Consider the following 12,785-nt stretch of genomic DNA (forward strand, 5'->3'; position numbering starts at 1 on the left):
CACCCGCTTATGGAGCAACGTCGATCGTTTCCAACGGGAAGCGGTATTTGGACGCCGTCGGCGCGACGCCGGTCAACTGCGGTTGATAGACCGCCGCGTTGGCTTCGTACGAAATCGGATAAATGACTGCCTGCTCATGAATGCGGGACAGCAGCTCGGCGTAGAGACGGCTGCGTTCTTCGTCGTTCTTGCTGATCAGCGCCTTTTGTACGATGCCGTCCATTTCAGCTTTTTCCGGCAGGCCGGAAAAAGCCTCGTACAATCCGTCCATCGTCGGCGTCGCGATGACCGTTGCAAAGTTGTGCGGATCGTTGGGCGTTCCGTAACTGGACCAAAAGTTCATATTTGCTTCGCCGTTTCGCAGCATTTGCAGCCCCAGCATTACTTCGGCTCCCTGGAGATCGAGCTTGATGCCGATTTTGGCCAAATCGCCTTGGATGACTTCCGCCATCTGCTTCTGCACAGCTTCCGTCTCGATGTAAACAAACTTCAGCTTGAGCGGGCGGCCTTGCTTCATCCGTATGCCGGAACCGGGGTCAAGCTTCCACCCCGCCTCATCCAGCAGTTGCCGGGCCTTGCCGGGATCGTAATCGATCGGCTTCAGATCGAGATCCGCATATGGAACGTTGCGCCCGAGCGCCGTATCCGCCTTGAGCTCCGTTCCTTTGGTGATGTTTTGCAGCAGCGCGTCTTTGTCGATGCCGTACTGGATCGCCCGCCGCACCGCCAGCTCGGAGGTGCCGTCCATCTGCGTATTCATAATGATGCCGCGGGTGTTGAGTCCCTCCGACAGCGCGACGCCGTATTTCCCCGAGTCCTTCAAATATTGAAAGCTGTCGCGGCTGATCACGCCCTGGCCATAAATCAGGCCGATGTCGCCCTTCTCGAACGCCATGACGATCGATTCAGGATCGGGAATGATCTTCACCGTAATTTGCTCCAGGCGAGGCTTGTCGCCCCAATAATGCTCATTTCGCTCGAATATCGCGTATTCGTCTTTTTTATACTCCTTCAGCTTCCAGGGACCGGTACCGATCGGCCCCGCAATCGTTTCGGACGTTTTGCCGTCCTCCGGAAACCCCGCATCGGCCAGAAAGCGGAACGGACGCACAAAGGAAAGGTCCTGTAACACCGGATAATAGTAATCGGTCAAGCGCAAGCGGATCGTGTGCTCATCCACCTTGTTCACCTCGCCGATATGGCGAACGATCCCCATCCAGCTGTGCCGGTTTCGATTGGCCAGGATCGCCTCGAAATTTCGCACGGCATTGTCGGCATCAAAAGCGGAGCCGTCGGAATATCGAACCCCCTGCCGCAGATGAAACGTATAGGTCAAGCCGTCATCGGATATCTCCCAGCTTTCGGCAAGGGCGGGTTCGATTTCCCCGTTTGCGCCGTAAGAAACAAGCGAGTCGTACACCATCGACTGGGCGAACATCTCGCTGGGCGTGTACAGATGCGGATTCAGCGGGCCGACGTCCCGGGGCCACGCCATTGAGATCGCTTTAAGCGGCGTTTGGCTCTGTTCCGCGTTGGAGCAGGCTCCTAGCAGCGCCGCCAACAGCAGCACCGTCACGATTCGCACCAACAAGCCGGTTTTCATTTTAAGGTTCGTCATAAATAAATCTCCTCTATTTATTTAAGTACGAGTTCAAAAAGTCGGGTTTCCAGGACCGAGAAGGTTGGATGAAGCCAGGGACTGAGTAGCGGAGCGTAGGCAAACCTACGTGAGCAACGGAAGGCCCGGCTGAATTCAAGATTCGACGTCGATCCCGCTCCTTGAACCTACTTCGTCATGGGAAGACGACTCTTTGAACAACCTTTATAAAGGCGCCGTAAAACGGAACAGATAGGCCTCTTCATATTCGTATTGAATGCGATCCCGCACGCTTTGGAAGAACCGCTCATTGGCGGACAGCGGAATGAACGTTTTCGGCGTCAGCCGAGTGATGCCCGCCGTGAAACCTTCCGCGAGGAAAGCCCCGGCAATATCGTCGAGCGAGTGAAGATTCATCGGAAGCTTGCCGCCGCTGTCGATTTTCTCGCGCATTTGGGGCAGGCTCGGGTTGTTGCTGTAATCGCTGTAGCTTGCGTAATATACGCCTCCAGGTTTGAGCGCTGCTTTGATTTTTTGGGCATGCTCCCGCAGATCGGAGATCAGATAGATAACCGCGGTGCTTACGGCCAGGTCAAAGCGCTGCCCCCATTGCTCCGGAGACGCCGTCGCTACATACGTAAGCGGCAAGTCCCCCTTCCGCTCATTGGCCACCCGGATCGATTCGATCCCCAGGTCCGTTCCGACGCCTTCCTTGAACGAATGGCGGGCGTATAGAAACCGCAGAAATCCGCCCTGATTGCACCCAAAATCCAAAACGGAGAAATCCCGCATCCCCTCCTTCTCCACTATGCGGTCCAGCACTTTCTCCCAAAAGGGGGCGTGACTATCCTCCATTTGCTGTTCGCTCTCCGCCGGCGCATGCCACCACCGGTCATACAACGCTTCCTCTTTCATATAGCTGACTCCTTTCAAATATGATATCCAGATTATTAATCGTAATTATTACGTTTAAGAAGTTTACCAACATATTTCCATGATGTCAATTCAAATTGACTACGAGACATTTCACGCTCTTTTAAAAGCAAAAAAAAAGCAGCCCGTTCTCAATAAGAGTCCAGCTGCCCGTGGTGTCATTTTCATGATTAAAATTTATTCCGGCTTCATATCTATACCCTGTTTCTTTATTTCCGCATCCAAATGCCTGCTATACTTTTCCATAAATCCAAGCATACTGTCAAATTGTTTCTCGGTTTCCTGCTCAAATACGGCTTTATCCCGCGCATTCGATGCAATGCACTTCAGAAGGCTTATAACCCTTAAGACTGTCTTCCATCTTGAACTTATTAAGGTAAACCATCTTGTTGAATAAGTCCCTGAAACCCACTATGACCTGTTCTTCTTTGTTCATGGCCTGTCCTCCCACCCGTTGGTGCATTAACAATATTAAAATAATGGCAGTCCTACTCCTACCCCGAAATTTATAAATTCCATAATGTTAAAAAAGGTTTCGGATCTGCACAGAAGAGCAGATCTGAAACCTGTTGTTGAAGGGATTGATGCGGTCGAGAGGACTCGAACCTCCACGGGGGGTTAGCCCACACGGACCTGAATCTTGTATGCGATTCGGAACTAAGCGGAATATAAGTCAATGGAACGGAATTAAAAAACCGTCAAAAGCCTTGTGAAATCGGGGTTTTTGGCGGTTTTTTCGTTCAAATCCAAGCCCCGCAAGGACTCCCAGTAATGCCCTAAAATGCGGCCAATTTTGGACGTTTGAGAGAACTCGGAGAGAACAACGACCAAACCAGCCCACTCCCTGCCATTGACAAATTAACGAAGCGACCGCTTCGGGGAGGGTTAATATGAGACACGCAACGACGATTACCGTCGCTAATCAAAAAGGCGGCACCGGCAAGACGACCACCGCCTACAATTTGGCTTACGCCTTATCCAATGAAGAAAAAAAGGTTCTTCTGGTAGATTTCGACCCGCAAGGTAATCTAACCTTATGTTTCGGCATCGAGCAGCCCGACAAGTTGGACGTCAGCATGTTCAACATCATGAACGCAGTCATGGGAGATGAGCCTCTGCCCTCCCCTAACCAATATCTTCATTCCCAAGGGAACATTGACCTCATCCCGAGCAACATTGAATTGTCGGTTGCTGAAATGAACCTCCGGGATGAGATGGGCGGCGAAAAGACGTTGGCCGCGCTGCTGGAGCCGATGAAAATGCAGTACGATTTCATCATCATCGACACAAACCCGTCACTCGGCTTGCTGACGATCAACGCGCTCGCAGCCAGCGATAGCGTTTTGATTCCCGTCAATCCGCAGCTCTGGTCGGCAACAGGACTTACGCAACTATTAAACATTATCGTCAAGGTAAAAAAGCGGATCAACCCCCGCATTTCTATTGAAGGCATCCTGATGACGATGTGCGATGTTCGAACCAACTTGTACAAAGAGGCTTTCCGTCTGATTGAGGATTATTACGGTGATCGCATTCGTATTTTTGAAACGCAAATTCCCTTGTCCGTCAAAGTTGGTGAAGCGAACTTTTACAGCCAAAGCATCATAGAGTTTCATCCGAAATCCAAAGTGGCTGGCGCCTATCAAGGTTTGGCAAAGGAGCTGATGAATCATGGCGGGTAAGCGCCCTGTCCCCAAACTTGCCAGCATCGACGAATTGCTGTTGCTTTCGGAACAACCTTCGGAGCCCTCCGCTCCCTCTGTGCAGTCCGGAGGAATCCAAACTATTCCTATAAGTAAAATCAGAATGTATAAAGATCATCCATTCCGTCTCTACGAAGACGAAAGACTGACGGACATGGCAGACAGCATCCAGGTCAACGGCGTTCTGGTTCCGGTTATTATCCGCAAGATTGAACCGGACGAAAATGGCTGCGAGTATGAAATGCTGGCCGGCCACAACCGGATGAACGCCGCCGGGATGGTAGGACTCGATCACCTTCCCTGCATCGTCAAGGAAAATCTATCGGATGAAGAAGCGCTCATGTACGTGGTTGAAACCAATGTGTTGCAACGCTCCTTTTCAGAGATGCTCCCTTCCGAAAAAGCCAAAGTGTTGTCGCTGCGATATTCGGATATGTTCTCTCAAGGGAAGCGAAATGACATCATTGAGGAGCTTCAAAAGCTCGAAAATCCGCAGTACATCAAAGAAAATCCAACTTCGCCCCTAGTAGGGGCGAAGTTGCGAACGGATGAAAAATTGGGGATTGAATATGGTTTGTCAAAAAATACGGTTGCCCGTTTGTTGCGGATCAACCATTTAACTATTGAGTTAAAACGACGCGTGGACGATGCCGAAATCGGCATTTACCCTGCAGTCGATCTCTCCTACCTTTCCGAGGCCGAGCAACGTCTGGTCGACGGCCTCCTTTCGGGACAAGGCTACAAGGTGGATATGAAGAAATCCTCGCTGCTGCGAGAATACTCCGGCAAACTCACTGATGAACAGGTCGTACGGATTTTATCTGGGGAGGCCACTCGCAAGCCGAGAAGTAAAACACCGGCTCCTTTCAAGCTTAAGCATAAGGTGTACGCAAAATATTTCTCACCGCAAAGCAAAGCTTCGGAAGTAGAAGAGATTATCGACAAAGCACTGGGCATGTATTTTGCCCATCAACGTCAGCAACATCAATCTAAAGAAATTGAGGAGGATGACCATGCTAACGAAGTTTAAAGACATTGACCATCACCAATTTTATGAAGGCATGATTCGCATGACACACAGCCAGACGGACCCGTATCGCCAAGCCTTATTTTTTTTGTTCGGCTTGACAGAACAAACCCGTTCCCACGTTCGCGACCTGTACGATTTCGATGGAAACAGCATTTGCCTGGAAGGCTTGAATAAAGGCTGGCAAACCAGTTCCACCCTCAAATTAACTCGTCTTGCGTTCAACTTGTACAATGGATATTCCGGGGACGAAGACCGGGATGCATCTCGCAACTACAGCCCGTACTTTATGTTTGATACCGGTCTGTTGCCTTACTTCTTTGAAGCCGTTAAACTGCGTTATCCCGAATATGCGAAGATTCATTCTCGCGATTTTGTGCAATTTCCATATAGCGCGGCGGAAAGATATGAGGAATGCGATCTAGAACATTGATTGCAGTTTCGAGAAGGGAAAGTCGCCAAAGAAAGGAGGGCCAACATGCGACGAGTCGAACGGTTGCAGAGCCTATATGAGTCAGCTATAGCAGACTTGACCCGAAGCGGAAATGCTTGGACCGATTTTCTATCCTTTGCCGCCTCCATCTACAAGTATTCTTTCGACAATATGTTGCTCATTTACAGTCAAAACCCGGAGGCCACCATGCTGGCCCCCCTGCCCGTTTGGAACAAGATTGGTCGTTATGTAAAGAAAGGAGAAAAAAGTATTGCCGTCTGCGATTTCGGGCAAGACAACCTTGTTCTAAACCACTTGTTTGACATAACGCAAACAACGGGCAAAGCGCCGCCTGTCCTTTGGAATCTGGAACAAATCGATCTTACGGAATTGGCCGGACGGTTGTCTTCTTACGAAACACATAATATTAGCGTTTGTATATCCAACATGGCAAAGGATGCCGTCATCTCTTCCATGGATGAGGTATTGCAAGACTGGACCTTAGATATGCAAGATCATTTTTTCGATATGCTTCCTGCAACGGGCTTTGAACAACACATGCAGGACATCATTCAGGATAGCGTCGTGTTTTTGGTTCATCGGCGATGCAAATTGCCGGAACCGGAGCGAATGGATTTCTCCACCATTGTCCATTTCGATTCGCTGCCGCTTGCCGCCCGATTGGGGCATCAAGTAACGACGGTATCCCGCGACATCCTGCAAGACATCGCCCGCCATGTAAAAATCCTTACTAATGAAAGGAGAATTTATCATGAGCAACAGCAAGTCCAACTTGAATTATCACGAGATCGACGGCCTTCAGTATCCCGACCTGCAAATCTCGAACCAGGCGGAAGCCGACCAGCAGCCGCTGGGCAAGTACGGCCGGATGGCGCTGAATTTCCTCCGCAATCATCACCCGCAGCGCTTCCTGATTCTCAAGATGCAAGGCAATCTGATGAAAAAAATGCACCAAGTAGAGCAGGAAGCCCACGCGAAGATGGACACATTGACCAAGCAGCTTATGAGGCACCACCCCATGCCGCAGACGGAAGACATCTTGGAGCGGACACGCCACCTCAATCAGATCAAAGCGACCGCCGAGGAACTGGTCCTGAACGACATCATACTGAAACCGCGATAACAACATTCTCATCCGATCCAGAGCCGCCCACCAGCGGTTCTTTTTTTCTGCCCAGAAAGGAACACGGCCAGCAAGAAAAGATATCCGCAGATCACATGTTGGAACTCCTACTGCAAAGCAGCAGAAGCGGATCAACAACCAAAGAACGTGTCTATACGTTCGTAATGGAGCACCACCCCGTCAAAGCCGCCAATCTTAGCACTGTACTCAAATCTCTATATGGTATTGGCGGCGCTAGAGGCGAATTCGGGAATGGATTGCGTGGTTACGACCACGACAGTAAAGGAATGCGACTGGAATGGATAGATGCTGACGGCTCTCATGAAGCGGCATTTACATGGAATAAAGTCGCCGCGACGACCCTGCGATTGATTCAAGAGGGGCGTTATGATGAACGTTTTGCCCCCTACCCACCGATTGAACCGGAATGGACGCTGTTCGATTACGTTGCCCAAATCGAACATGAGGCGTCTGAGTCTACAATTTTGGATTCCGGCTCCGACGCTGTTTCAAACCGCCAAGAATCCACCGACAGCATCCCTGAAGCCACGCCTGCTTTACCAATTCAAACGGTAACCGGCAATTATCGCTTTAACCCAGAAGCCTCCCCCTATCCTAACGGTCCAAAAAGCAAATATAAACGCAATGTCGAAGCTATTCAACTGCTGAAACAATTGGAGACGGAGAATCGGCTGGCGACTCCAGATGAGCAACAGGTCTTAGCAGGTTATGTAGGTTGGGGCGGACTGGCCAATGCCTTTAACCCTTCGGCTACCGGTTGGGAATCCGAGTACCACGAGTTAAAACAATTGATGGATGAAACGGAATACGCCGCGGCACGAAACTCGACCATTACCGCCTTTTATACGGAACAGATTGTTATTCAGGTTATCCATAATGCCTTACTTCGCTTTGGCTTGACCGACGGAACGAACCGCAAACTGCTGGAGCCTTCCATGGGAACCGGTAATTTCTTTTCTGTTTTGCCGACAGCATGGGAGAATGCCGAACTGCACGGTGTGGAGCTGGACAGTATAACGGGCCGTATTGCGCGCCAACTGTACCCTAAAGCAAATATCCATCTGCAAGGCTTTGAAACGCAGGACTTCGGAGATACACGTTTTGACGCCATTTTTAGCAATATCCCGTTCCACAACGTTCGCGTCTTTGATCCACGATATACAAATAGCTATCTGATTCACGATTATTTCTTCATTCGAGCATTGGATTTACTTAAACCCGGCGGCATTCTGGCTTTCATTGTTAGCAAAGGAACGATGGATAAGCAGGATTCCAGAGTGCGGGAGCTCATGGCACAAAAGGCTGACTTGATCGGCGCCGTCCGTTTGCCCAATACCGCTTTTCAATCATTGGCAGGTACCGAAGTAACCACCGACATTGTTTTTTTGCAAAAACGGGAACATCCCATCCAACTTCAAAAAGCAGAAATGCCCGAGTGGGTGTATGTTGGCACAACAATGGACGGGATTCCTTTGAACCGTTACTATCTCTCCCATCCCCATATGGTACTTGGAAACATGGTTTGGGATCGCGGCATGTATGGGGGAGAAAGAAGTACAGCTTGCATGCCGCATGAGGGCCAAGAGTTGTCGGTAGCACTGGAGCAGGCGCTTGCTGCGTTACAAGCCAATTTCGCCGCGCTGCCGGATGTGCCGGAAGAAGAATTGGATATTCTTGACGTAGAGCCAGATCGAATCAAAGCTCCTTCCGGGACCAAGAACTTTACCTATGTCGTTAGAAATGATCGGATTTACTATTGTGAAGATGGCTACTTGTTGCCCCAGGACATCAAGGGCAAAAAAGCCGAAAGGATCAAAGGGCTATGCGAAATCAAAGCGGCATTGCTTGATGTCATTCAGATTCAAACCCGCGACGGCTATCCGTTGACCGAGCTGGAGCAAGCGCAGCGAATGCTGAATCAGGTGTACGACCGTTTTGTTCGGGAACACGGTGCAATAAACGAACGGGCCAACACCACAGCCTTTGCCGATGACGATCAATTACCGCTGCTTCGTTCTATCGAGGATCTAACAGCAGACAAAACGTGGACGAAAGCCGCCATCTTTTTCCGACCAACCATCAGGCAACACCGTTTGCCAGACCGTGCGGAGACTGCACTAGAAGCCCTACAAATTTGCCTGAACCAGAGAATGAAAATCGACCTGCCCTACATCGCTCATTTGTGCAGGAAAACCACCTCCGAAGTCCGTGAGGAACTGGACGATCGCATTTTTCTCAATCCTCAAAAATATACCGGCGACGAGGAAGAAGGCTGGGAACTGGATGAAGAGTATTTATCCGGCAATGTCAAAGATAAGCTGGCCTATGCCACGCTGAAAGCTCAGGAACATCCCGAGCTGTTTACCCGCAACGTCGAAGCACTAACCCGTGTGCAACCTCCTCCACTTATGCCGGGAGATATAGATTTTCGCATCGGCAGTCCGTGGATTCCCGTTCGTTATTATCGTGACTTTATGTACGAAACGTTTGGATCGGCCAAGGTGTTCCAGGCTAATCAAACTATCGATGTGGATTATCTGGAATATACCAATACTTGGCGCGTATCCGGAAAATCGCTGGAACGGAATTCGATTAAAGTCAATCAAACCTTCGGAACCTCTCGCGTCAACGCTTACGAGATTTTTGAAAGCAGTCTGAATCTGCAGAGCATCACCGTTCGCGATCCTGTCACCTACCTGGACAGTAACGGTAACGAGCAAACCAAGTATGTCGTCAATGCCAAAGAAACGATGATCGCCCGCGCCAAACAGCAGCAGATGAAAGAAGCCTTCTCGTCCTGGTTATTTCGAGATAAAGACCGTGCCCAAGACCTGCTTGCCATTTACAACAACAAATTCAATACGATCCGGCCCCGAAACTATGATGGCGATCATCTCGTTTTTCAAGGCATGAACGAAGAAATGGAGCTGCGCAAGCATCAGAAAGATGTCGTTGCAAGAATCATCTACTCGGGTACGGCTCTGATGGCCCATGAAGTGGGGGCGGGCAAAACCGCAGCCATGATTGCCGCTGGCATGTATTTGAAACAAATTGGAGCCGTTCAGAAACCGATGTACTGCGTCCCCAACCATTTGACCGAACAGTGGGCCAACGAATTTCTGCGCTTCTTCCCCGCAGCCAACATTTTAGTGACGACGAAGAAAGACTTTGCCCTCGCCAATCGCCAACGTTTCGTTTCACGGATAGCTATGGGTGATTACGATGCAATCATTATCGGCCATAGCCAATTTGAAAAAATCCCGATTTCCAAGGAACGTCAGGAACAACTGCTGCGAGATGAAATCCGCAACGTCTCCCGCATGATCGAACAAATGAAAAAAGAAAAGGGAGACAACTGGAGCATCAAGCAGATGGTCGTTTTCGAGAACAATTTGAAATCCCGTTTGGAGCGTCTAGTCAACGAACAAAAGAAGGATGACCTGCTCACCTTCGAGCAGTTGGGCGTAGACATGTTGTTCGTGGATGAAGCGCATGCGTATAAAAATTGCTTCACGTTCACCAAAATGCGTAACGTTGCCGGCATCGGCAAATCCAGCAGCCAGCGGGCAACGGATATGCTGCTCAAATGTCAGTACCTGCAGGAAATGAACAATGGCCGCGGTGTCATCTTTGCCACCGGTACGCCGATCAGCAACAGCATGTCGGAGTTATATGTCATGCAGCGCTACCTTCAACCACATTTGCTGCAAAAACTTGGCTTGAACTTTTTCGATAACTGGGCGGCGACGTTCGGGGAAGTAGTCACGTCGCTGGAGATCACTCCAGAGGGTAGTGGGTACCGGATGAAATCCCGCTTCGCCAAGTTTCATAATTTGCCGGAGCTAATGAGTTTGTTTCGCTTAGTAGCAGACATCCAAACGGCGGACATGCTTAATTTGCCCACCCCACAACTGGAAGGCGGAAAACCGACCGTTATCGTCAGCGAATGTTCTTTCTTTCAAAAGCAAATGATGGACGACTTTGTCGTACGCGCCGAGAAGATCCGAAACAATGAAGTGGACGCCACCGAGGACAATATGCTCAAGCTCACGAATGAAGCAAAGTTGATGTCCATCGATCCCCGTCTGGTGGATGAAACCGCTCCTTCCGATCCAACATCAAAGTTGAACCGTTGTATCTCCAACACATTCGACATTTGGAAACGGACAGAAACGGATCGATTGACTCAAGTGATTTTTTGCGATAGCGGCACTCCGAAACCAGGGCAATTTAATGTGTATGATGAAATCAAAACGCAGCTTATTCTGCGAGGCGTCCCAGAGCATGAAATTGCCTTTATTCATGACGCACATACGGATGTCCAGCGGGAAGCCTTATTTGAACAGGTACGCCGCGGCGAAGTTCGGATACTGCTGGGTTCCACGCAAAAAATGGGGACCGGCACAAACGTTCAGGACCGGCTCATTGCCGCCCATCACCTGGATTGTCCATGGCGTCCAGCAGACATCACACAACGGGACGGCCGCATCTTGAGGCAAGGTAACCAGAACGACGTTGTCCAGATCTTCCGCTATGTCACAAAAGGGACATTTGATGCTTATCTTTGGCAAATCCAGGAGCAAAAGCTCCGATACATCTCGCAAGTGATGACCGGCAAAAGCATTTCCCGCTCCTGTGATGACGCGGACGAAACCGTGTTATCCGCGGCGGAAGTGAAAGCGATCGCGACGGACAATCCTTTGTTGGCCGAAAAGATGCAAGTCGATAATGAAGTGACTCGCCTGAAATTGCTAAAGTCCAACTGGCATAATGAGCAAATGATGCTCGAATCCAAAATCAAACAGTATCCGCAATCGCTTCAAAGAACAGAACAAGAAATCTCGCAACTCCAAAAAGACTTTCGTTTGCTTGAGCAGACCCGGAACAAACCGTTTTTCATGGACTTGGACGGAAAAACCTTTACGGAACGTCCAAAAGCAGGCGAAATGCTTCTGCTCCTGTATAATATGACGGTCTTACAACCTGATGAGTCACTTCGGATTGGGGCTTATCGGGGATTTGAAATTCACCTCGCACGGCAGTCTATGTACAACATGCATGTGGAGATTAGAGGAGCGAAAAGCTATGCTATCGATTTAGGCGACTCTGAACTGGGCAATATTTCTCGAATCGAAAATGCCATTGAGAAAATCCCTACCTTGCTTCAGGCTGCGGAACAAAAGAAGAAGGAATTGGATGATCAATACAAGGCTGCACAGCTTGAGAAAGCAAAGCCGTTCGAATTTGAACAGAAATTGCAGGAATTGGTGGCACGGCAATCTGAAATCAACTCGGCACTGGAGTTTCAGGAGCTGCAAGGACAAGAAATCATGATGGATGAGCAAATTGAGGACGGGCAATCTGGACAAAGAAATAAAGGATTTTCCTCTGAGCTAGAATAAGAATTTTAAAGTTATAGCAATTATAGTCGGCAACTCTACATCGCATTTTTTATTTCTTGGTTTTTGACTTTCAACTTCAACCCCCTCCACTTTTTATTTTTAATTGAATATCCGTGGCACAAAATTTCGCAATGTAGCCGAAAACCTGCCTACCGTTCCTGGTGAGCATTCACTCTAGGCCGTGATTCAAATATAAAAGTTATGGAACGCTAAGTTTGCAGCCGAGCGTATTTAGTGAAGGACGAAGTCATCGGTTCAGTGAAAGATAGCCCACGGATCCGAGAATTTGTTGATTTTCTAAAATAGTTGTAACGCTCACTACAACCCGAACTGCACGTTTAAACCATTTTAGACAACCATTTCTGTCCATATATTCAAAGAAACGAAACGTATTTGAGTTTAACTTCACCTCCAAGCAGGGTTCCTGGCTGAATGTGATCAAAAGTTCCTTTGCCAAGAAGACCAAACAAGTACTCTGCCACCTACGAGTCAAATCAGGGGATAAGTTAAAACAGCGAATCGAGT

General features: G+C 49.2%; 6 protein-coding genes and 1 pseudogene. 4 read left to right on the forward strand and 3 right to left on the reverse strand.

All coding sequences use genetic code 11. From position 1 onward, the window contains the following. Positions 1 to 7 precede the first annotated feature (7 nt). The 3 genes and pseudogenes from nikA to DYE26_RS11520 all read right to left on the reverse strand — a co-directional run bounded on the left by nikA (position 8) and on the right by DYE26_RS11520 (position 2,966). Complete coding sequence (nikA, locus tag DYE26_RS11510) at positions 8 to 1,618, reverse strand: nickel ABC transporter substrate-binding protein (RefSeq protein ID WP_036624152.1); 1,611 nt, start codon at positions 1,616 to 1,618, stop codon at positions 8 to 10. Positions 1,619 to 1,822: 204 nt separating this feature from the next. Further along, on the reverse strand, positions 1,823 to 2,512 hold the full coding sequence (locus DYE26_RS11515) for a class I SAM-dependent methyltransferase (RefSeq protein ID WP_036624153.1): 690 nt from the start codon (positions 2,510 to 2,512) through the stop codon (positions 1,823 to 1,825). A gap of 195 nt (positions 2,513 to 2,707) precedes the next feature. Next, positions 2,708 to 2,966, reverse strand: a pseudogene (locus DYE26_RS11520) (hypothetical protein). A gap of 454 nt (positions 2,967 to 3,420) precedes the next feature. On the opposite strand from DYE26_RS11520, the gene DYE26_RS11525 reads away from it, so the two are divergent. The 4 genes from DYE26_RS11525 to DYE26_RS34840 are packed head-to-tail and all read left to right on the forward strand — an operon-like array spanning position 3,421 to position 12,260. Continuing rightward, the gene (locus tag DYE26_RS11525; RefSeq protein WP_036624154.1) at positions 3,421 to 4,212 is read left to right on the forward strand and encodes a ParA family protein; all 792 of its coding nucleotides are present in this window, start codon (positions 3,421 to 3,423) and stop codon (positions 4,210 to 4,212) included. Beyond that, a complete protein-coding gene (locus tag DYE26_RS11530) occupies positions 4,202 to 5,263 on the forward strand; it encodes a ParB N-terminal domain-containing protein (protein ID WP_036624155.1) in 1,062 nt (353 codons plus the stop codon). Before DYE26_RS11525 ends, DYE26_RS11530 begins: the two co-directional genes overlap by 11 nt. Continuing rightward, positions 5,247 to 5,693, forward strand: coding sequence for a DUF6075 family protein (locus DYE26_RS11535; RefSeq protein ID WP_051985561.1), 447 nt, complete (start codon positions 5,247 to 5,249; stop codon positions 5,691 to 5,693). The genes DYE26_RS11530 and DYE26_RS11535 overlap by 17 nt, the downstream gene beginning before the upstream one ends. Before the next feature lie 45 nt (positions 5,694 to 5,738). After that, positions 5,739 to 12,260 (forward strand): SNF2-related protein, encoded by a 6,522-nt coding sequence (locus DYE26_RS34840; protein ID WP_036624156.1) that lies wholly within the window; start codon positions 5,739 to 5,741, stop codon positions 12,258 to 12,260. Positions 12,261 to 12,785 lie beyond the last annotated feature (525 nt).

Source organism: Paenibacillus macerans, from assembly GCF_900454495.1.
Classification (GTDB): domain Bacteria; phylum Bacillota; class Bacilli; order Paenibacillales; family Paenibacillaceae; genus Fontibacillus; species Fontibacillus macerans.